This window comes from Streptomyces sp. CBMA291 (genome assembly GCF_014596525.1).
GTDB lineage: Bacteria > Actinomycetota > Actinomycetes > Streptomycetales > Streptomycetaceae > Streptomyces.
The window spans coordinates 1-21511 of the sequence record NZ_MSJP01000046.1 but is presented as its reverse complement, the minus strand read 5'-3'; the positions used below and the strand labels follow the sequence as shown (position 1 = coordinate 21511).

Sequence of the window (21511 nt, the reverse complement as noted above, 5' to 3'; positions counted from 1 at the left end):
TGCCATCAACCGCCTGAAGGGCTTCCGCGCCGTCGCCACCCGCTACGACAAACGCGCCTATGTCTACCTCGGCACCGTCACCCTCGCAGCCCTCACCATCTGGCTCCGAACATGATCCAAGAAACAGTGCCTAAACCTCCGGGGACCCCGGGCCGAACCTCAGGGGATATCCCGGCCCTCAGGGGATCCCTCGGCTTTCAGAGGTCCCCCGGCCCTCAGGGGATCCCCCGACTCTCAGGGGTCTCCCGGCCCCCAGGGATTCCCCGGCCCTTCGGGGTCTCCCGGGCCCTCCGGCGTCTCCCGGGCCCAGAGGCCCCCGGCCCCCAGGGGATCTCCCGGAGGGGCGGCGACCAGTGGCCGAATCCGGGTCGCCTCTTTGCGGGCCCGAGGTGGCGCGCCGTAATGTCACGCACACCATGAGTGACACCAGTGCGGGAGACGTACGGAGGCGGGCGCCCGCCCTCCTCGTCCTGCTCGCGCTGTTCGCCCTGCTGGTCAGCGTCTGCCACGGCTCGCACGGGCACCTGCTGCCGACCTCGGGGGCCAGGGCCACGCTCTCCGCCCCCGCCCAGCCGCACGGCTGCGAGCCCTCCGGCGACGCCTGGTCCTTCGACGCCCACCTCCCCGCGCAGTCCTCCGCCGCGCCCGTCACCGCGCCCGGCGCGGGCGGGGCCGTCCTCCTGCCGTACGCCGCCGACCTCCGTGTCGACCCCCGTGCGCGGTGCGTCCGGGGCAGGGCGGGGCCCGGCCCCGCACCCGGCCGGCTGCTGACCGCCCTCGGAGTGAACCGGAACTGAGCCGGTCCCGCCTCCCGCGTGACCAGGTTCTCTTCCGCGTGCCACCCCGCATGCCGCACCCCGAGGACGCATCCACCATGAACGCCTTGCTGCCCGGCACGACCGTGCCCCCGACCGATCCGACCGATCCGACCGATCCGACCGATCCGGCCACCCCGGCCTCCGGCCCGACCCCTAAAACCCCTACGACCCCTAAGGCCCCTATGGGTTCGGCGGCCCCTAAGGCTTCGGCGGCTCCCGCCGCTCCCGCCACCCCCACCGACCGGACACTCCCCGGAAGGCTGCTGCCCTTCGCCGAGCAGACCGTGGGCAACACGCCCGTCCTGTGGACCGACGACGGCTACTGGGCCAAGCTCGAAGGCTTCAACTTCGGCGGCATCAAGGACCGCGCCGCCCTCTACATGGTCGAGCAGGCCCGGCGCCGGGGAGAGCTGCGGCCCGGCGCCCCGGTCGTCGAGTCGACCTCCGGGACCCTCGGTCTCGGTCTCGCCCTCGCCGGGGTGCTGCACGGACACCCGGTCCACGTCGTCACCGACCCCGGACTCGAACCGATCGTGGAGCGGATGCTCGTCGCCCACGGCGCCACCGTCCACGTCGTGCCCGAGCCGAGCCCGCACGGCGGCTGGCAGCAGGCCCGGATGGACCGGGTCGCCGAACTGCTCGCGCGCCTCGACGGGGCCTGGTGGCCCAACCAGTACGGGAACCCCGACAACCCCGCCGCCTACACCGGGCTCGCGGCCGAACTGTCCGAGCAGCTCGGCCGGATCGACGTCCTCGTCTGCGCGGTCGGCACCGGCGGCCACTCGGCCGGGATCGCCCGCGCCCTGCGCGCCACCGGCAGCCCCGCCCTCGAACTCGTCGGCGTCGACTCCATCGGCTCCACCGTCTTCGGGCTGCCCGCGGGGGAGCGCCTGATGCGCGGCCTCGGCTCCTCGATCCACCCGGCCAACGTCGACCACGGAGCCTTCGACGAGGTCCACTGGGTGGGCCCCGCCGAAGCGGTACGGGCCGCCCGCCGCCTCGCCTCCCGCCAGTTCGCGACCGGCGGCTGGAGCGTGGGCGCGGTCGCGCTTGTCGCCGGATGGCTGGCCCGCACCCGGCCGCGCGGCACCCGGATCGCGGCCGTCTTCCCCGACGGCCCGCAACGGTATTTCGACACCGTCTTCAACGACGCGTACTGCGCGGACCACGGTCTGCTCGCCGGTCCCGTACGGGAGGACCCGGCCGGGTACGAGGACGGCGTGCCCGTCGACGGCTGGACCCGTAAGGGCATGGACCGGGCGGGGCGGGGCCGGTGAGCGCCACGACCGGCACCGCGACGGGCCCCGGGGAGGCGGCAGGGGGCGGAATCCGGCGGCAGAGCCTGAGCTTCCCGCCGGCCGTCCGGCTCCTCTTCCTCAACCAGCTCACCATCAACCTCGGCTTCTACATGCTCATGCCGTACCTCGCCGCGCACCTCGCGGGCGGGCTCGGCATGGGCGCCTGGGCGGTCGGTCTGGTCCTCGGCGTCCGCAACCTCTCCCAGCAGGGGATGTTCCTGGTCGGCGGGGCGCTCGCCGACCGGCTCGGGTTCAAGCCGCTCATCGTGGCGGGCTGCGCGCTGCGGACGGCCGGGTTCGGGGCGCTCGCGTTCGCGCAGTCGCTGCCCATGCTGATCGCCGCCTCGCTGGCGACGGGCCTGGCGGGGGCGCTGTTCAACCCCGCCGTCCGGGCCTGCCTTGCGGCGGAGGCGGGGGAGGAGCGCCGGGTGGAGGCCTTCGCCCTGTTCAACGTCTACTACCAGGCGGGCATCCTGCTCGGGCCGCTCGTCGGGGTGACCCTGACAGGGGTGTCGTTCCGGCTGACGTGCGGGGTGGCGGCCCTCCTCTTCGCCGGCCTGACCCTGGTACAGCTCCGGTACATGCCCGTAGGGGCGGGGAGGAACCCCGAGCCCGAGCCCGACACCGGGGCCGGGGCCGGGGCTGGTGAGGCGGGCAGGACCAGTGAGAAAGCGGGGGCCAGGCCGGAGCCCGAGCCCGGAGCCGGAGTCGGGGCCACGGCCGAAGACCCCCGGGGCCAGTTCCGTACCGTCCTCGCCCACCGCACCTTCTGGCTCTTCTCGCTCGCCATGACGGGCTCGTACGTCCTCTCCTTCCAGGTCTATCTGGCCCTGCCGCTCGCCGCCGGGGGCACGGGCCCCACGACGGCGCTCTTCGTCGTCTCGGCGCTCGTCGCGCTGGCCGGGCAGCTGCGGATCACGGCCTGGTGCAAGCGGCGGCTGAGCCGGGAGCGGTGTCTGGTCCTCGGGCTCGCCCTGATGGGCGGGGCGTTCCTGCTCCCGGCGACGCTGGGCCGGGGTCTGCCGGGGCTGCTGCTGTGCGCGGCGGTCCTGGCCGTCGCGAACGCGGTGCTCTACCCGTACGAGATGGACACCGTCGTCGCCCTCTCCCGGGGGCGCTGGGTGGCCACCCACTACGGGCTCTACAACACGGTGTGCGGGATCGGGATCACCCTGGGGAACCTGGGCACGGGTGTTCTGCTCGACCTGACCGGCTGGTCGGCGGCGCCCTGGCTCGCGCTGTGTGCGGTGGGCCTGGGATGCGCGGCGGCGATGGCCCTGCTGACCCGGGGCGGCCGCCTGACGAGCTGACCACCCGACGGGACCGGGGGCAGGCAGGGGCCCCCGTACGGGCCCGCGCCCCTACCCGTACGGGCCCCGGGCCCCTGGTGGTCCCCCTCCCTGCCCTTCCGGGTCTCCGTCCCTACCCGTACGGGCCCCGGGCCCCTAGTGGTCCCTTTCCCACCCGTACGGGCACGGACCTGCCCCCTACGAGCCCCGCCCCTCCCCCGTTCGGCCCTATGAGGGTCGCCGCCCCAGCGGGGGGCGGTGACCCTGGGAGGGCGCGGTTCGGGCCGCGGGCGGCGCGGACCGGGCAGGAGGGCACAGGTGGGGAACCCCCCGAAGGCGGGCGGCCAGGGCCGGTGGGGCGCCGACGGGCGTCCGTACGGGCGCACCCGGCGGTTCATCCGCGCGATGCCCCCGCTGATGATCCTGGGCGGGGCCGTATACGACCTGGCGACCCCGGCCGAGTACACGGCCGCGCCGCTCTTCTCCGCCGCCCCGCTCATCGCCGCGCCCTTCTTCTCGACCCGGACGACCCTGCTCACCGGGCTCGCCGCTGTCCTCGCCTCCGGCGTACTCCAGCTCTCGCACGGCATGTCGAGCCGTATCCCGGCCCTGACCGAGACCCTGACCGTCGCCACCGTCTCCGTGCTCGCCCTCCTCATCAACCGGGTCGTGCGCCGCAGCGGCGAACGGCTCGCCTCGGCGCGGGTCGTCGCGGAGACCGTGCAGCGGGCGGTGCTCCCGCAGCCGGCCGAGCGGATCGGCGGGCTCCAGTGCGCGGCGCGGTACGAGGCGGCGCACGCGGACGCCTTCATCGGCGGCGACCTGTTCGCCGTCCAGGACACCCCCTACGGGGTGCGGCTCGTGGTCGGGGACGTAAGGGGCAAGGGAATCGAGGCGATCGAGGCCGTCGCGGTCGTCATCGGGGCCTTCCGGGAGGCGGCCGAACAGGAACGGAGCCTGGAGGGCGTGGCCCGACGCCTGGAAGGGGCGCTGGCCCGGGAGGGCGAACGCAGGGAGGGCATCGACGCCTTCGAGGGATTCACCACGGCCGTCCTCGCCGAGATACCGCGCGGGGACGCCGACGGCACCTTCGAAGGATGCGTACGGACGGTCAACCGAGGGCACCCGCCGCCGCTGATGCTGTACGCGAACGGGGGCCTCGAACCGCTGGAGCCGTCCGAGCCGGCACTGCCGCTCGGCATGGGCGAGCTGGCATCGTGGCCGGACCGGACCGAGACGCGGCCCTTCCCGCCGGGCGCGACGCTGCTCTTCCACACCGACGGCCTCTCGGAGGCGCGGAACGAGGACGGCGTCTTCTACGACCCGGTGGAGCGGCTCGCGGGCCGGATCTTCCCGGGGCCCGAGGAGCTGCTCGACGCGCTCGTCGACGACGTACGGCTGCACACGGGCGGGGTGCAGCTCGACGACATGGCGCTGCTCGCGGTGAGCCGCCCGTCCCGGGGGCAGCAGACGAGGCGGCGGACGATGCGGATGGTGCCACCGGACGGGTCCGGTCACCAACCGTAGTCATAAGGTGTCACTGCGATAACAATTGATGCAACGTCAGATCTCGGCGGTTTGGCCCTTCCTTGCGGAAGCGGGGTCAACTCGGGTCATTCCCACCCAATCCCATGAATGATCAAGGGCGACAGCTTGGAATCGAGTACCCCTGTCTATTAACGTTCGATAACGCAGCGCGGTCGTCCCAGCCGCCGCAAGAGGCGGCACCGTGCGCAGAACGCCGAATCCGAACAGGAACCGGGGAACCACTACTTGGGGTGAATCGGGCCCTTCGCACCCGTGCGACCGTGCCCGTAGGAGACCTTCCCGCTCCGAACCCGTCAGCTAACCCGGTAGGCGAGACGGAAGGAAAGGAGCGCGCCTCCGTGGCGTCCAACACTCCCGCACCCGAAACCCCCTTCGACGCGTTCGGCGCTGGTGCGGGTGCCGCCGCCCCGGACGCCGAGTGGAACCCCACCGAGGACACTCTCCGCGCGCAGAGCCGCTCCGGCGGCCGGCACCGGGTCGTCAAGCAGCGCTCCAACTTCGCCCGTTCCTCCACGGTCCTCGGCGTCGGCGTCATCGCCGCCGTCGGCGCGGGCGGCCTCGCCACCGCGAACGAGAAGGCGCCGGTCGCCATCTCGCTCCCCGACCTCGGCCTGCCGGACGCGCACGACCTCCCCGGCATAGGCGACCTCCTCCCCGAGAAGCCGCAGGAGACGGTCTCCGCCGCCCGCGCCAACCCCAACCCGCTGACCACCGCCGCCTACACGACCACCGCCGACGAGGAGCAGGGCGCATCCGCCCAGCACGTCACCCAGGCGGCGCTGACCAGGCAGGCGGACTCGGCCCAGGCCCAGGCCGAGGCCGGTGCCGCCGACGCGGGCGAGGCCCTGCGCGCCCGCATCCTCCAGCAGGCCGAGCAGCAGCAGGCCTCCGCCGACTCCGCCGAGAAGGAAGCGGCGGAGAAGGCGGCGGCCGAGAAGGCGGCGGCGGAAGCCCAGGCCAAGGCCGACGCGGCGGAGAAGGCGGCCGCCGAGGCCAAGGCGAAGGCCGAGGCGGAAGCGAAGGCGAAGGCGGAAGCCGAGGCGAAGGCGAAGGCGGAAGCGAAGGCCGAGGCCGAGCGGCTCGCCCGGCTCGCCGCGAGCTACTCGCTGCCGGTCTCCTCGTACTCCCTCACCGCCACCTACATGCAGTCCGGCTCGATGTGGTCCTCCGGCCACCACACCGGCCTCGACTTCGCCGCCCCCACCGGGACCCCCCTCAAGGCGGTGCACGGCGGCACCATCAAGTCGGCCGGCTGGTCCGGCTCGTACGGCTACCGGATCGTCCTGGAACTGCCCGACGGCACCGAGGTCTGGTACTGCCACCTCTCCTCCATGACGGTCGGCACCGGCCAGACCGTCGGCACCGGCGAGACGATCGGCCGCGTCGGCGCCACCGGCAACGTCACCGGTGCCCACCTCCACATGGAGGTGCACACCTCCGGCGGCGACGGCATCGACCCGGCGGACTGGCTCCGCTCCAAGGGCCTGTCACTCTGAGCCTGAGCCTCCGCCTGGGCCTCGCCCTGGACCCCGGCCCCGGAAAACCGGTACTGGACGATGAGTCCCGGAAAACCGGGGTCGGAAGCCCGGTACTGGTCGATCAGTCCCGGAAAACCGGCTCCGGAAAACCGGTACTGGACGCCCAGTCCCGGAAAACCGGAAGCGGCCGGGGAAAACGGAATAGCCCCGGCGGCGGGTGAAGTTGATCGTGTCATGACCTTCCTCCGCCCGCTGGGCAGCTCCGACCTGAACGTCTTCCCGCTCGCTCTCGGCGGCAACGTCTTCGGCTGGACCGCCGACGAGGCACAGTCCTTCGCCGTCCTCGACGCCTACGCCGCCGCAGGCGGCAACTTCATCGACTCCGCCGACGTCTACTCGGCCTGGGCCGAGGGCAACAAGGGCGGCGAGTCCGAGACCGTCATCGGCCGCTGGCTCGCCTCCCGCGGCAACCGCGACGACATCGTCGTCGCCACCAAGGTCGGCGCCCACCCCGACTTCAAGGGCCTCGCGCCCGCCACCGTCAAGGCGGGCGCGGAGGCCTCCCTGCGCCGCCTCGGCACCGACCGCATCGACCTCTACTACACCCACTTCGACGACGAGTCGGTCCCCGTGGAGGAGATCGTCACCGCCCTCGACCAGCTGGTGAAGGAGGGCAAGGTGCGGGCCGTCGCCGCCTCCAACATCTCACCGGAGCGGCTGCGCGCCTCCCTCGACTTCGCCGAGTCCGAGGGCCTCAGCCGGTACGTGGCCCTCCAGCCGCACTACAACCTGGTCTCCCGCGACACCTACGAGGGCCCCCTCCTGGAGACCGTCGAGCAGGCCGGGCTCTCCGCCGTCCCGTACTTCGGCCTCGCCGCCGGCTTCCTCACCGGCAAGTACCGTCCCGGTGTCACCGTCGACAGCGTCCGCGCCGCCGGAGCGGGCGGCCACCTGGACACCGAGCGCGGCCGGGCCGTGCTCTCCGCGCTCGACACGATCGCCGAGGCACACGGCGCGGAACTCGCCACCGTCGCCCTCGCCTGGCTCGCCGCCCGCCCGACCGTCGCCGCCCCGATCGCCTCGGCGCGCACCCCCGAGCAGGTACCGGCGCTCGTGGCCGTCGCCGGGTTCACGCTCACGGAGGCCGAACTGAAGCTCCTCACGGAAGCCTCCGCCTGAGCGCCCCCGCTCCGCCCCCGGAGAGGGCACCGTAACGCGCAGAAGCCCCCGGCCCGGCAGTACCGGACCGGGGGCTTCTGTGTACCCCCGTCGGAACGGGGGTCATGTCGCTCCCCGTTCCGTCGCTCTGTGAAGCAATGTACGCGGGAACGGAACCCCGAAGTCCGTCCCACGGGCTCTGGGACGTCCCGGGACGCCGTCAGGAGCGGATACAGGGCCCGGTTCGGCGTATGAAACGGGTGGTTCGGCGTACGGAACGGGGTCAGGCGCACGAATCGTGGTTCTGCCTACGAAACGGACGAGGAGGCGCGATACGGCCCGATCACCCGCGATACGGGTTGTAGCCGTCGTAGTCCAGGTACTGCGGCGGCGACCACACCCGACCGGTCGCCCGCGCCGCGTGGGTGAGCGCGGGGGAGGCGATGTCCCGCCGCTGCCAGAGGTGGTGGAGCAGCTCCTGCTCGCGGGCGGCGAAGTCGGGGCCCGCCGTGCCGCGCCGGGCCCGGTCCCGCAGGAACGCCAGGGTCGTCGCGAACGACTCGTACTCCCCGACGGTCGTCGCGGCGGGCGGCCCGTACGCGCGGGCGGCGAAGGAGCGGGCCAGCCGCCGGGCGTTCATCGAGGAGAGCGCGAGCGGTTCGGCGGGGGAGAGCCAGCCGGCCGCCGCGTACGCCGGAAGCTCCCCGGCTATCGTGCGCAGCTCGCGCTGTCTGCTCCAGACCGCGAGCCAGGTCAGCAGGGAGAAGGCGGGGACCATGAGCGACCCGTACACCAGATAGAAGGCCAGCGGCCCGCCGAAGGCAGCCGAGCCGTTCCAGGCGGCGTGCATGCCCATGGCGAGGAGCAGTCCGGTGAGCGGCAGCAGGACCTTCCGCAGGCGCTTGCCGCGCGGGGCGAGGACGGCGAGTCCGAAGCCGATGCCGGTGAGCACGGTGAAGAGCGGGTGCGCGAACGGCGACATGACGACCCGGACGAAGAAGGTCGCGGCGGTCACCGAGGGCAGCCCGGTGAAGCCGCCGTCCTGGTCTTCGCCGAAGGCGTTGCCGAGGTAGAGGATGTTCTCGGTGAACGCGAAGCCGGTCGCGGTGAATCCGGCGATCACGACGCCGTCGACGAGCCCGCCGAAGTCCTTCCGCCGGAAGAGGAAGAGCAGCAGGACGGCCACCGCCTTGGCGCTCTCCTCCACGACGGGGGCGACCACCGTGGCGCCGAGGGTGTCCGCCGATTCGGGGTCGGCGGTGGCGGTCGCGATCCAGTGGACCGCGAAGGAGTTCGCCAGGATCGCGACGAGCGCGGCGGCGAAGGCGCCCCACGCGAAGGCGAAGAGCAGGTTCTTCCAGGGGCCCGGCTCGACCCGGTCGAGCCAGCGGAACGCGGCCATGAGCAGCGGTACGGGGAGCACGGCGAGGCCCAGACCGACGAGGAAGCCCGTCGTGCCGGTCTGCTCGCGGACCAGCGCCAGGATGACCAGGGCGCAGATCACGAGGACGGTGACCAGGGCGACGGCACGGAACAGCCGACTGCGCCAGAAGTCCCGGCGTGGCCGGTAGCGCCACTGGGACCGGTCGGCGGCGACCGGGAAGGCGGGCTCCTCGGTGTCCCGATGCGGGACGGGAACGGCCTCTGTTGCGGCGGGAGCGGTGTTCGACACGTCAGCGACCCTAACGACCGGCACCGACACGGGCGAGACGGTTGCGGGGCAGCCGGTCAGGTCGGTGACGGGGCGGCCCGTACGGGACGGACCGGACCGCTTCGTACGCGGGACCCGTACTGATTCGCCCCGTACGCCTGCCCCGTGCGGCCTGTCCCGCGCAGAAAGGCCGCACGGACGGGTCCGCTCAGACAGGCCGTACAGGCGGGCCGCACGGACAGGCCTACAGACGGCCGTACGGGATCCCCTACGCGGGTTCCGTCACTTCCGGCGGAAGAGGAGGTCGTGGACGACGTGGCCCTTGTCCAGGCCCTGGCCCTCGAAGCGGGTGACGGGGCGGAAGTCCGGACGGGGGGCGTAGCCGCCGTCGGGCTGGGTGTTCTCGAAGTCCGGGTGCGCGGAGAGCACCTCCAGCATCTGCTCCGCGTACTCCTCCCAGTCCGTCGCGCAGTGCAGCACGGCACCGGGCTTCAGCCGGGTCGCGAGCAGGGTGAGGAACTCCGCCTGGATCAGCCGCCGCTTGTGGTGGCGGGCCTTGGGCCAGGGGTCGGGGAAGTAGACCCGGCAGCCGTCGAGCGCGTCCTCCTCCAGCATCTCGCGGAGCAGGATGATCGCGTCGCCGTTGGCGACCCGGACGTTCGTCAGGCCGTTCCGGTCGGCGAGGCCGAGCAGATTGCCCTGGCCGGGGGTGTGCACGTCCACGGCGAGGATGCCAGTGCCGGGGTCGGCGGCGGCCATCTGCGCGGTCGCCTCGCCCATGCCGAAGCCGATCTCCATGACGACCGGGAGCCCGTCGAACATCTCGCCGAGGTCCAGGACCCGCTTGCCGTCGATGTCGAGACCCCAGTCGGGCCAGCGCTTGAGCATGGCCTCGGCCTGCCCGTAGGTGACGCGGCTGCGGCGCGGCTGGAAGCTCCGGATGCGCCGCTCGTGGTGCGCGCCCGCCGGGTCGGGCAGGGGGCCCTCGCCGGGGGCGAACATCCGGCTGCCCCGCCGCGCGGCGGGCTGGACGGCTTCGCCGGGCGCTTCGTCGGCGGTGCCTACGGCGCCTTCGACGGCCTCGGTGACGGCATCGGCGTCGGCCGCGTCGACGGCTGCGGCGACGGCTTCGGAGGCCTCGCCGGCTTCGGCGGCCGAGGGCTGCGGGGTGTTCTCTGGCTGCTCAGACACAATGCCCCGATTCTAACGGCGCCCGGGGCGGGACGCCGGGCCCGGCGAAGGCCACGACGGACGCCCGCCCGCCGGGCGGTCACGGGCCCGCACCGGCACCCCGGCCCTTCCCGTCAGAGCAGTGCCAGGGCCCGGCCCGCGACCTCCCGGCCGATCGGGAGGGAGGCCGTCGCGGCGGGCGAGGGCGCGTTCAATACGTGGACCGTACGGGCGGCCTCGCGGATCAGGAAGTCGTCCACGAGCGTCCCGTCCCGCAGCACCGCCTGCGCCCGTACGCCCGGCGTGGCCCGCCGCAGATGGGATTCCTCCACGACCGGCAGCAGTCGCCGTACCGCCTCGGTGAAGGCGCGCTTCGACAGGGACCTGCGCAGCTCTCCCGCCCCGTATCTCCAGTGCGCGCGGGCGATGGCCCAGGAGCCGGGCCAGGCGAGGGTGCCGGCCAGCTCGCGGGGGCGGACGACGGACCAGCCGTACCCCTCGCGGGCGAGCGCCGGGACCGCGTTCGGCCCGATGTGGACGCCGCCGTCGATGCCCCGGGTCAGATGCACGCCGAGGAAGGGGAACGCCGGGTCGGGCACGGGATAGACGAGGCCGCGCACCAGGGAGGGGTCGGACAGTTCGTAGTACTCGCCCCGGAAGGGGACGATCCGCATGCCCGGGTCGTCGCCCGCGAGCCGGGCGATCCGGTCGCAGTGCAGCCCCGCGCAGTTCACCAGGACCCTGGCCCGGACGATCCGGCCGTCCGCCGTCCGCACGGCGACGCCCCAGGGGCGCCGGTCGATGTGGACGACCTCGGCCCCGTGGACGATCGTGGCGCCGGAGGACTCGGCGAGCCGGGCGGAGACCGCCCCGTAGTCGCAGATGCCGGTCGTGCCGACGTGGATCGCGGCAAGGCCCCGCACCCGGGGCTCGTACGCGCTGATCTGCGCCGGGCCCAGCTCGCGCACCGGGATGCCGTTCTCCCTGCCGCGCTGCACGAGCGCGTGCAGCCGGGGCAGCTCCTCGCGCCCGGTGGCGACGATCAGCTTCCCCGTCACCTCGTGCGCGATGCCCCACTCCGAGCAGAACTTGATCATCTCGGCGGCGCCCTCGACCGCGAAGCGGGCCTTGAGCGAGCCGGGACGGTAGTAGATCCCGCTGTGGATGACCCCGCTGTTGCGCCCGGTCTGGTGGCGCGCGAGGGCGTGCTCCTTCTCCAGGACGGTGACCCGGGTGCCGGGAGCGGCACGCGTCAGCGCGTACGCCGTCGACAGACCGACGATCCCGCCGCCGATCACCAGCACGTCACAGTCAAACACCAGCGCCACCTCCCACCCCCGATAGTGCACTGGCCCACTGACAGCGCTGTTAAACGCCCATGTGGTGGGACGCGGGTCACGCCGGTGCGACAAGCAGCGGGCGGGCCCGCTCCCGCAGCTCCATGACACGCGGCTCGTGCCCGTACGGCTCAAGGCGGTGCAGCAGGTCCCGTACGTACTCCGTGGTCCGTGCCGAGGAGATCCGTCCGGCCACCTCCACCGCGCGCGTACCGGCCGCGCAGGCGGCGTCCAGGTTGCCCGACTCCAGTTCGGCGACGGCGGAGACGACGAGGCGCAGCCCGTGCGAGCGGACGAACTCCTCGGTGGGCCGGGACAGCGCCTGTTCGGTGAAGCGGCGCACCTCGCGGGGCATCTTCAGATCGCGGTAGCACTCGGCCGCGTCGGCGCAGAACCGGTCGTACGAGTAGAAGCCCAGCCAGCTCGGGTCGCCGTCGCCCTCCCGGGAGCGCTCCAGCCAGCCCTCGGCGGACTTGAGCGCGGTGGCGGCGGCGGGCCCGTCGCCCGCCTTCGCGTGCGCGCGTGCCTCGACGAGCCGGAAGAAGGACATGGTGCGGGCGGTGGCCAGCCCCCGGTTCCGCTCCAGGGCCGCCTGTGCCAGGTCGACGCCCTCGTCGGCGAAGCCCCGGTAGGTGGCCTGGAGGGACATGGACGCCAGGACGTAGCCGCCGAGGGGCACGTCGGCGGCGGCGCGGGCGAGCCGCAGGGCCTGGATGTAGTAGCGCTGGGCCGCCTCCTGCTGACCGGTGTCGAAGGCCATCCACCCGGCGAGCCGGGTCAGTTCGGCGGTCGCGCCGAACAGGGCCCTGCCGACCTCGTCCGAGTAGGAGCCGAGGAGCAGCGGGGCCGCGTCCACCCGTAGGCACTCGGGGACCATCGAGGAACGCCAGTCCCCGCCGCCGTACTTGGAGTCCCAGCGGCGCGCGTCCTCGGCGGCCTCGCGGAGTTTGGCGACGTCGCTGTGGCCCACGCGCACGTGCTCCGCGACGGCCCCGGTCCCGGCTCCCGTCCTGGCCCCGGGCGCCGGACGGGGTGCCTCCCGCTCCACGGAGGGGTCGGCGGGCGTTATCAGCCACCGGGAGGTGGGTGTGGCGTACGCGCTGACCGCGAACGAGCCGGCGAGCGACTGCCAGATCCCGCCGCCGGTCCGCCGTCCGGCCAGGTCGAGCCGGTAGAGGTCGGTCGCGGAGCGGACCGCCTCGCCCACGTCGCGCGGGAAGGCGAGCCCGACTTCGGGCGCCGGGTCGGCGTCGGCGAGACCGATCTCGTGCAGCGGCACGGGCCGGCCGAGCTTCTGTCCGATCGCGGCGGCGATCAGATGCGGTGCGGCGCCCTGCGGCACCATGCCCTTGGACACCCAGCGGGCGACCGAGGTCTTGTCGTAGCGAAGCGTCAGTCCCCGTTGCGTGCCGAGGTCGTTGACGCGCCGGGCCAGGCCGGCGTTGCTGATTCCCGCGAGGGCGAGAACCGTGCCGAGCTTTTCGTTCGGCCCGCGTTGCTCCCTGGACATGACGCCACCCCTCGACCACCCAGACGGCCGCCACGACACCGGGCATAGGCGTGCGGCATTCGTAAGCACAGCGTAGTTCGCCGCATCCCTACCGTTAAGGGGCGGTGTTCCGTATGGCGAGATTGTTGTGTGAACGGCGGACGATCGGGTCGCGCGGAGCGGCTCGCGCTCCCGCCGTGTGGCCGTGCGCCCGGCCGTGCGCTCTCGTCGCTCGCGCCGGGGGAGCGCTTCCATGAGAAGCGCGTGGGTCGGCCCGCTCGGCCGGGAGCGGTGTCCCGGACCAGTTGGGCCGGGGGACATCACCGCCTCATTCCCCGCGGGCGGTGGACGGCGCCGGGGGGTGTGCGCGCCTCCCGGACTGCCGGACAGCCGGCGGATACCCCGCGCGCGGGCGCGTGCCCGGACGCCTTCAAGCCCTCCGGGGAAGGGCGATATTTGGCCGAATGACGTCGGTGGCCAACAGGCCTGTGCCGGGGCGCATTCGGCTGTCGGACGCGTGCGCCGCCCTCCGCCCCGTGCGCCGTTGTCGTGGCAGCATGTCTCCCACCGAAACGGACCGGGAGGCGCCGATGCGATGGCTGGTGGGCTGGAGCAGTGTCGCCGTGAACCTCGCCGGGGCCACCGGACCCCGGGCGGGCTCCCCGAGCGGCCCCCACGGCTCCTCCTACGGCGCGCCTTACGGTTCCCCGTCGGGCGGTTACGTCGGCCCCAGCGGCTACACGGGATCCGACGGTTACGCGGGACGGAACGGGTACACGGGACGCGACGGTTACGGCGGACAGGACGGGTACGCCGGGCGTGAGGGTTACGGCGGACAGGACGGATACGGCGGATACGGCGGATACGGCGCCGACGGCGGGTACGGCCGAGGACCCGACGGGGCGTACGGAGCCCCCGAAGGCGGCCACGGCACCTCCGGCGGCACCTCCCGAGGCCCCGGAGCGGCCACCGAGGGACGCACGGTACAGCCTGTGGGCGCGCAACTCCTCTGGGGCGACCCCGACCCGCTGTGGGCCGTCGGCGACTGGCGCCCCGACGAGGTGCGCGTGGTCGCCGTCGACGGAGAGACCCGGCTCGCCGTACTCGGCTGCTGTGCGGCCGGCGACGACGAACTCCGCAGAGGCCTGCTCACCGCGCGCGGGGGAGCCCTCCGACACCTCACCGCCTGGCCCGGCAGCTACACGGTCGTCGTCAAGTCCGGCCGCCGGGTCACCGTCACCGGGGACCTCGCGGGCGCCCGCCCGGTCTTCCACACACCCTGGGCAGGCGGCACCGCCTACGCCACCGCCGCCCTGCCCCTCGCCGACCTCGTCGAGGCCCAGCTCGACATCGGCCACCTCGCCGCCCTCCTGGCCTGCCCCGAGACCCCCGAGGCCCTGCGCGACACCACCCCGTACGAAGGAGTCCGCAGGATCCCGCCCGGCCACGCCCTGATCCTGCGCGAGGGCTCCCGCGAGATCGCCGGATACGAACAGCCCGCCTCGCTCGCCGTCGCCGCCCCCGAGGCCGACCCCCGACAGGCCGTGGAGGGCGTCAGGGACGCCCTCGTCGAGGCCGTACGCGCCCGGCTCACCGCCCCCCGGCACGCCCCCGAGGCGCCCCTGCCCGACCCCGGGCCCGTCCCCGGCATGGGCCCCGCCGACCGGCGCGCCGCCCGGGGCGCGGGCCCCGCCCCCGGCATCGGCGCCGACCTGTCGGGCGGCAGCGCATCCGGCACCCTCGCGCTGCTCGCCGCAGGCCTGCCCGGAGTGCCCGGCACCCTCACGGGACACGGCACCGGAGCGGGCGAACGGCTCCTCGCCGTCACCTTCAACGACCTGGCCACGCGCGCGGGCTCCGGCCGCGCGGAGGAGATCAAGCGCGCGGGCGAACTCGCCGCAGACCCGCGCCTGCACCACGTGGTCGTCACCGGAGGCGACGAAGCCCTCCCGTACGCCACCCTGGACGGGCCCCTCACCGACGAGCCGGGGCCCGCCCTCGTCACCGCCGAACGGCACCGCAGACGGTTCGCGGGCGGCAGCGCCGACCACTTCACCGGCCTGGGCGCCAAACAGGTCCTCGACGCGCACCCGGCCCGCCTCGCCGACCTCCTCATGGACCGCAGGCGCCGCCCCCTCGTGCGCCCCGTGACCGCCCTCGCCAAGGCCTCAGGACCTTCGGCGGGCTCCCTCCTGGTCCCGCTGACCGTCTACCGGGCGGCCCGCCGCCTCGCCCGCACCCCGTACCGCGCGGGCATCGAGGCCGCCGCCCGGCGCGTCCTGGAGGCCAACCGCACCGCCCTGGACGACTTCGGCCCCCTGGAGGCCTCCCTCTCCGCCCTCGCCTGGTCCAGGCCGGGGCCCGCCGCCCGCTGGCTGACGGGCGAGGCGCTGGCCGAGGTCGCCGCCCGCCTCAACCGGGCGGCGACCCTGCCCACCGCCGTCCAGCGGCCGGGCGAGGCACGCGCGCGTGCCGCCCTCGCCCGCGCGGCGGCCGACCACCGCGTCCTCGAACAGGCCGCCGAGATCCGGGGCCAGCGCCTGCACGCCCCCTTCCTCGACAACCAGGTCGTCCGGGCCGCCCGTGAACTCCCCGAATCGCTGCGGGTCCAGCCCGACGCACGCGCGGGCGTACTCCGCACCGTCCTGTCCGGCGCGGGCGTCCACGAGCTGCCGACGGGCTGGGGCGCCCCCCACCCGGCGGTCCCGGCCGCCGCCACGCGCGCGGGACTGCGCGCCGCGCTCCCCCGGCTGCTCGCCCTCTTCGACGCCCCACTGCTCGCCGACGCGGGTCTCATCGAGGCCAGGGTCGTCCGCGAGGCCCTCACCACCGCCGCCGACGGCGCCCCCGTACCCCTGGACGGCCTCGCCGACCTCGTCTCCACCGAACTCTGGCTCCGCCGCCTCCTGGCCCGCCGGGGCTCCTGCTGGACCAGCACGGCGGAACCCCGCGCGCATCGCGCCGTCCAGGGCCCGCTGGTTCCGGCGTCCCGCTCGCTCCCGGCCTGAGGGGCGGCACGCGCGCGTGTCCGGTACGTGCGCGACGCCGGTACGCGCGCGTGGCTCGGTCCGGAGCCGCCCCGGACCGTACCGGTGAAACGTCACCGCACACCCGTTCGGGTAAAGCGGTTCCGGACCCGGCCGAGCCCCCGGTCCGGACAACGGCGAGCACGAGGAGATCGTGACCGAGGTGGTGGAGCAGGTCATCGCCCGGCGTGTCGACCGGGTGCTGCGCAACTTCACAGGCATCGGCCTCCACCTCCCCGGGACCACCGACCCCACCGGGCCATCCCCATCCGGGTCATCCACGATCCGGGCATCGCCCCCAAGGCAGCTTCGACAACCAGGCCGAGTGGCACGCCCCCGACCCCGTCCTCCCCGTCCTCCTCGTCGCCGAGGTGACCTCCGCCTCCACCGCCGGCCGCGACCGCCTCCTGAAGATCCGGAGCTACGCGCGCGGGCATCCCCCCTGCCTCCTCACCCCTGCCTCCTCATCGACCGCGAGGCGGGCGAAGCCGTCGTCTGCGCCGAATCCAAGAGGACGACCACACCCACAAGTCCGGCCACAAGCTGGGAACGATCGTCCCGCTCCCCGCCCCGCTCGGCTTCGATCCGGACACCGGCGCGTTCCGACTCCGGGTCGCACCAGGGCCGAACCAGGGACGCACCGGGGTAAACCCCGAGGCGTACGCGGAGGGCACCGGACACAATGAACCCGTGCGGTATCTCATCCTCGGCACCACCGAGGCCCTTCGTCCCGACGGCACGCCCCTCCCGCTCGGCGGGCCCCGGCTGCGTGCCCTGCTCGCCGCGCTCGCGCTGCGCGGCGGACGAGCGGTCTCCGCCGCCGAACTCGCCGACGACGTCTACGGCGAGGACCCCCCACAGGACACCCCCGCCGCCCTCCAGGCCCTCGTCGGGCGCCTGCGCCGCGTCCTCGGCCGCGAGGCCGTCACCTCCACCCCCGGCCCCGGCTACCGGCTCACCGCCACCCCCGATGACATCGACCTGTACGTCTTCGAGCGCCGCTCCGAGGACGCCCGCGCCCGTCTCGACGCGGGCGACCCCGACACCGCCGCCGCCCTCCTCAGGGAAGCCCTCGCCCTCTTCCGGGGCCCGGCCCTCGCCGACCTGCCCGACCCCGCCGGAGTCCGCCCCGAGGCCCAGCGGCTCGCGGCCCTGCGCCGCCGCGTCGAGGCCGATCTGCGCAGGGGCGCCACCGAAGGACTCGTACCGGAGCTGTCCGCCCTCACCACCACGTATCCATACGACGAGACCTTCCGCGCCCACCTCATCCGCGCCCTGCGGGCCGAGGGACGGCCCGCGGACGCCCTCGCCGCGTACGAGACGGCCCGCCGCGTCCTCGCCGACGCCCTCGGCACGGACCCGGGCCCCGAACTGACGGCCCTCCACCGGCAACTCCTGACGGGCCCCGCGGAGACACCCCCGCGCCCCCGGATTCCCCCGACCGGCACCACGACGCCGCTCACTCCCCCCACTCCAGCCGCATCGGTCACACCAGCCACTCCACCCGCCCCCGCCCTAGGGGCCACCCGAACCACCCAGGCCACCTCAGCACCACCGGTCGTCCCCGTACCGCAGGTCACCTCCGTACCGCAGGCCACCCTGCCCACCCTGAGCACTCCGACCACCCTGCCCACCCTGAGCACTCCGACCACCCTGCCCACCCTGAGCACTCCGACCACCCTGCCCACCCTGAGCACTCCGACCACCCTGCCCACCCTGAGCACTCCGAGCCCCCTGAGCCCCCCAGGCCCGTCAGCCGTCCCCACCCCCTCACCACCCCCGACTCCCTCGCCACCCCCGACCCCCACCGGCAACATCCGTCCCCGGCTCACCTCCTTCGTCGGTCGCGATCCGGAACTGGCCTCCCTGCATCGCGAGTTGACGAACTCCCGGCTCGTCACGCTCACCGGCCCGGGTGGATCGGGAAAGACCCGGCTCGCGGAGGAGGTCGCGCTGCGCGCCGAGGGCGCCAACGCCTGGATCGCCGAACTGGCCCCGCTCGACGACCCCGAGGCCGTACCCGGAGCCGTCCTCTCCGCCCTCGGCCTCCGCGAGGTCAACCTGATCAACCGAGAACTCAACCGAGAACTCAACCGAGACCCGGGCCGTGACCCCGCCACCCCCCAGGGCGACCCCACCGCTCACCTCGTCGAGCATCTGGCCCGGCGGCCCCTCCTCCTCGTCCTCGACAACTGCGAGCACGTGATCGACGCGGCCGCCGCCCTCGCCGAGACGCTGCTCACGCACTGCCCAGGGCTCCGGCTCCTCGCCACCAGCCGCGAGCCCCTGGGGGTCCCCGGGGAGACCGTCCGCCCGGTCGAGCCCCTGCCGCCGGCCCCCGCGCACCGCCTCTTCGTCGAGCGTGCCCGCGCGGTCCGCCCCGCCTGCGACCTCGCCCGGGACGGCGGGGAGGCAGTCGACGAGATCTGCCGTCGGCTCGACGGCCTCCCGCTCGCCATCGAGCTGGCGGCGGCCCGGCTGCGGCTGCTCACTCCGCGCCAGATAGCGGACCGGCTCGACGACCGCTTCCGCCTTCTGACCTCCGGTTCCCGTACGGTCCTGCCCCGGCAGCAGACCCTGCGCGCGGTCGTCGACTGGTCCTGGGACCTCCTCGACACGGCCGAGCGGACCTTCCTGCGCCAGGTCTCGGTCTTCGCGGGCGGCTGGGACCTCGCCGCCGCCGAGGCGCTCGACCCGCGCGCCGCCGACTCCCTCGGGGCCCTCGTCGACAAGTCGCTCGTCGTCGCCACCCCCACGGCAAGCGGCGAGATGCGCTACCGGCTCCTGGAGACCATCCACGAGTACGCGGTCGAGCGCGCCGCCGAGACTCCGGAGCTGAGCGCCGCTGCCGAGGCCACCCACACCGAACACTTCACCGCGCTCGCCGAGGCGGCGGAGCCCCGACTGCGCTCCGCCGAGCAGCTGCCGTGGATCGAGCGGATCGAGGGCGACCTCGACAACATCCGCGCCGCCCTGCACCGCACCGTCGTCACCGCCCCCGACGAGCCCGCCGCCCACCGTCTGCTCTCCGCCATGGGCTGGTTCTGGTGGCTGCGCAACTACCGCCCCGAGGGCCTGAGCTGGGCCAATCGCGTGGCCGCGCTCGGCGACGACCCCGACGACGAGGAGGACCCCCGGCACTGGCCCCGCATGCGTCTGCGGATGCTTCAGTTCTTCCTCGCGTTCGAGAACCTCAGCATGGGCGACTTCGAGCAGCCGGAGACGAAGGCGCTCGTCCACCGGGTGCGGGACGTGTTCGGCAGCCGCCTGGGGCCCGAGGCGGCCCGGTTCCCCGGACTGCTGTGGCCGTTCACCTCGTATCTCACCGAGGGCCCCACCGCGATCCGCGGCCTCCTGGACAGAGCGGTCGCCAACTGCCGCCGCCACGGCGGGGACTGGGAGGTCGGCGTCAGCCTCATGTTCCGTACGCACATGGCCGTCGACACGCCCGGTGGCATGCCCGGCGTCGACGAGGACCTGGCCGAGCTGGACATGATCGCCCGCCGCGTCGGCGACCGCTGGATGGGGGCCCAGATCGCCAGCGCGGCCGCGGAGGCCCACATGATGCGCGGGCGTACGGAGGAGGCGCGCGAGGCGTATGCGAAGGCGCTGCGCCTCAGCCGCGAGGTCGGCGCACACGCCGAGGCCCCGTTCCTCCTCGCCCGCCTGGCCGAACTCTCCTTCAGCGCGGGCGACATGGCGGAGGCGGAGCGCGGTCTCGCCGAGGCCGACCGGGAGGCGGAGCGGTACCACGTGCGTGACTCCAGCGTGTACCTGCGTTTCCTGCACGCCGTCTTCGCCCTCCACCAGGGGCGTACGGCGGAGGCCCGCGCCCAGCTGGAACGGGCGGGCGGCACGGCCACGACCGGCGCGCCCCCGCCGCACTTCATCGCGGTGATGACCGGGTTCACCGCGCGCGTGGAGTCCCGCGAGGGCCTCGGGGCGGGCGCCGTCGCCACCGCCGTGACCGCACTGCGCCTCGCCCAGGAGGCGCAGGCGTCGGACCTCGTCACCACGAGTCTGGTCGAGGGCCTGGCCGTCGTCCTGTCGGAGGCGGGCGAACAGGCCCTGTCGCTGCGGGTCCTCGGCGCCGTCGAGAACAGGCCGGGCAGACGCCCCCGCTCGGTGCCGGGCGCCGAGGACGCCGCCGAGGTGATGGCGCGGGCCCTCGCGGAACTGGGCCCCGAGAGAACGGCGGAGGCCCGCGCGGCAGGCGCGGGCCTCGACGTCGACGGGGTGCTCGCCCTCGCGGAGCCCGTACTCAGGAACAGGTGAGGCGGGAGTCCGCCCAGTCGGCGACCGCCGCCCTGCCGAACGGCGTGTGGTTCTCGACCACCAGCCGGACCCTGGCGTGGCCGGAGATGCCGAGGTGTACGGGGAGCGGTGAGTCGCCGGGCCGGACCACGGCCGAGCGCCAGAGCCGCTTGTCGTCGCCGTAGACGGAGAAACGGACCCCGCCGACGCCGAGCGGGGGGCTCAGATCGTCGATGCCGACGACGGCGTCATAGCCCGTGCACTGCCGGTTGAGGGCGATGACCAGCGACGAGGGCGCCTGGACGCTCACCCCGTGCGCGTACCGGGTGCCGTCGATGAAGAGGTTGTCGCGCTGCCACATCCAGCTGCTCTCGCCGAAGACGACCTTGGGCTCCTCGCCGCCGTCGAAGAACCCGTAGCTCAGCTCGTTGATCTGGTAGACACGCGGGGGATCGGGCTTCGGCTCCGGCTCCGGGTCCGGCACCTCGGGCGACGTCTGCTCGGGGTCCGGGTCGGGCGGTCCGTCCGGATCGGGCTTCGGCTCCGGCGTGGGCGAGGACGATGCCGGGGGAGCGGGCGTCGTCGTCCGGGGCGGCTTCGCGGGACTCGGCGTCAGCCCGACGCCGGGCTTCGCCGCGCTCGGAGTGGGCGTGGACTTCGGCTCGGACGGGGACGCGGACGACCCCGGCGGTACGGACGCGGGCGGGGCCGCAGGCTTCGGTGTGCCCTTCGACGGCGGTACGCCGGGCGCCGGGGGCGCGGCGGACACGCCCGGGGCAGCCGGTGCGGCGGGAGAAGCGGGTGCGGCGGAGGGGACGGAGGGTTCGGCAGGGGCGGGCGCGGCGGGTTCGGACACCGACGGGGCGGGGCGCGGCGCGGCGACGGGCAGATCGGAAGAGCGTCGTGTAGGGGGGGGGGGGGGGGGGGGGGGGGGGGGGGGGGGGGGGGGGGGGGGGGGGGGGGGGGGGGGGGGGGGGGGGGGGGGGGGGGGCGGG

The 21511-nt window shown here is 74.3% G+C and carries 13 protein-coding genes, 1 pseudogene and 1 riboswitch; of the genes and pseudogenes, 9 read left to right on the top strand and 5 right to left on the bottom strand.

Features of this window, described 5'->3' with window-relative positions; all coding sequences use genetic code 11:
* The 7 genes and pseudogenes from BU197_RS12940 to BU197_RS12910 form a co-directional block, all read left to right on the top strand.
* Nucleotides 1-115: pseudogene (locus BU197_RS12940) on the top strand (IS5/IS1182 family transposase); the annotation flags it as partial.
* Nucleotides 116-416: 301 nt separating this feature from the next.
* Complete coding sequence (locus BU197_RS12935) at nucleotides 417-797, top strand: hypothetical protein (RefSeq protein WP_188268396.1); 381 nt, start codon at nucleotides 417-419, stop codon at nucleotides 795-797.
* Between the two features lie 77 nt (nucleotides 798-874).
* Nucleotides 875-2095, top strand: coding sequence for a PLP-dependent cysteine synthase family protein (locus tag BU197_RS12930; RefSeq protein ID WP_317452101.1), 1221 nt, complete (start codon nucleotides 875-877; stop codon nucleotides 2093-2095).
* On the top strand, nucleotides 2092-3426 hold the full coding sequence (locus BU197_RS12925) for an MFS transporter (RefSeq protein WP_411158484.1): 1335 nt from the start codon (nucleotides 2092-2094) through the stop codon (nucleotides 3424-3426). Before BU197_RS12930 ends, BU197_RS12925 begins: the two co-directional genes overlap by 4 nt.
* A 297-nt stretch (nucleotides 3427-3723) precedes the next feature.
* The gene (locus BU197_RS12920) at nucleotides 3724-4932 is read left to right on the top strand and encodes a PP2C family protein-serine/threonine phosphatase (RefSeq protein ID WP_411158483.1); all 1209 of its coding nucleotides are present in this window, start codon (nucleotides 3724-3726) and stop codon (nucleotides 4930-4932) included.
* A 202-nt stretch (nucleotides 4933-5134) separates the two neighbouring features.
* Nucleotides 5135-5280: riboswitch (cyclic di-AMP (ydaO/yuaA leader) on the top strand.
* Nucleotides 5281-5291: 11 nt separating this feature from the next.
* Nucleotides 5292-6449: a M23 family metallopeptidase gene (locus BU197_RS12915; protein WP_188268395.1), complete on the top strand. Its 1158-nt coding sequence runs from the start codon at nucleotides 5292-5294 to the stop codon at nucleotides 6447-6449.
* A 216-nt stretch (nucleotides 6450-6665) separates the two neighbouring features.
* Nucleotides 6666-7610, top strand: a complete 945-nt coding sequence (locus BU197_RS12910) for an aldo/keto reductase (RefSeq protein ID WP_188268394.1) — start codon at nucleotides 6666-6668, stop codon at nucleotides 7608-7610.
* A 322-nt stretch (nucleotides 7611-7932) separates the two neighbouring features.
* On the opposite strand, the gene BU197_RS12905 is transcribed toward BU197_RS12910, so the two are convergent.
* From BU197_RS12905 to BU197_RS12890, 4 genes are all read right to left on the bottom strand, one after another.
* Nucleotides 7933-9261 (bottom strand): PrsW family intramembrane metalloprotease, encoded by a 1329-nt coding sequence (locus BU197_RS12905; protein WP_317452100.1) that lies wholly within the window; start codon nucleotides 9259-9261, stop codon nucleotides 7933-7935.
* 261 nt (nucleotides 9262-9522) lie between these two features.
* The gene (trmB, locus tag BU197_RS12900; RefSeq protein ID WP_223182907.1) at nucleotides 9523-10242 is read right to left on the bottom strand and encodes a tRNA (guanosine(46)-N7)-methyltransferase TrmB; all 720 of its coding nucleotides are present in this window, start codon (nucleotides 10240-10242) and stop codon (nucleotides 9523-9525) included.
* Between the two features lie 302 nt (nucleotides 10243-10544).
* A complete protein-coding gene (lhgO, locus tag BU197_RS12895) occupies nucleotides 10545-11729 on the bottom strand; it encodes an L-2-hydroxyglutarate oxidase (protein WP_188268392.1) in 1185 nt (394 codons plus the stop codon).
* Nucleotides 11730-11805: 76 nt separating this feature from the next.
* Nucleotides 11806-13257, bottom strand: coding sequence for an MFS transporter (locus BU197_RS12890; RefSeq protein WP_188268391.1), 1452 nt, complete (start codon nucleotides 13255-13257; stop codon nucleotides 11806-11808).
* 569 nt (nucleotides 13258-13826) lie between these two features.
* On the opposite strand from BU197_RS12890, the gene BU197_RS12885 reads away from it, so the two are divergent.
* Together BU197_RS12885 and BU197_RS12880 are read left to right on the top strand one after the other, a co-directional pair.
* Nucleotides 13827-16244, top strand: coding sequence for an asparagine synthase-related protein (locus tag BU197_RS12885; RefSeq protein ID WP_188268398.1), 2418 nt, complete (start codon nucleotides 13827-13829; stop codon nucleotides 16242-16244).
* A 708-nt stretch (nucleotides 16245-16952) separates the two neighbouring features.
* Nucleotides 16953-20537 (top strand): AfsR/SARP family transcriptional regulator, encoded by a 3585-nt coding sequence (locus BU197_RS12880; RefSeq protein ID WP_188268390.1) that lies wholly within the window; start codon nucleotides 16953-16955, stop codon nucleotides 20535-20537.
* Here the strand turns inward: BU197_RS12880 and BU197_RS30430 are convergent.
* Nucleotides 20524-21000 carry an NPCBM/NEW2 domain-containing protein gene (locus BU197_RS30430; protein WP_317452299.1) on the bottom strand — a complete coding sequence of 159 codons (477 nt, stop codon included), beginning with the start codon at nucleotides 20998-21000 and terminating at the stop codon, nucleotides 20524-20526. The two genes, BU197_RS12880 and BU197_RS30430, sit on opposite strands and share 14 nt — an antisense overlap.
* Between the last annotated feature and the right edge of the window lie 511 nt (nucleotides 21001-21511).

Bases quoted from the DNA above. Each gene is read 5' to 3' on its own strand.
- BU197_RS12930 (WP_317452101.1), top strand. From the start codon at position 875: ATGAACGCCTTGCTGCCCGGCACGACCGTGCCCCCGACCGATCCGACC.
- BU197_RS12935 (WP_188268396.1), top strand. From the start codon at position 417: ATGAGTGACACCAGTGCGGGAGACGTACGGAGGCGGGCGCCCGCCCTC.
- BU197_RS12885 (WP_188268398.1), top strand. From the start codon at position 13,827: ATGCGATGGCTGGTGGGCTGGAGCAGTGTCGCCGTGAACCTCGCCGGG.
- BU197_RS12890 (WP_188268391.1), bottom strand. From the start codon at position 13,257: ATGTCCAGGGAGCAACGCGGGCCGAACGAAAAGCTCGGCACGGTTCTC.
- trmB (WP_223182907.1), bottom strand. From the start codon at position 10,242: ATGTTCGCCCCCGGCGAGGGCCCCCTGCCCGACCCGGCGGGCGCGCAC.
- BU197_RS12910 (WP_188268394.1), top strand. From the start codon at position 6,666: ATGACCTTCCTCCGCCCGCTGGGCAGCTCCGACCTGAACGTCTTCCCG.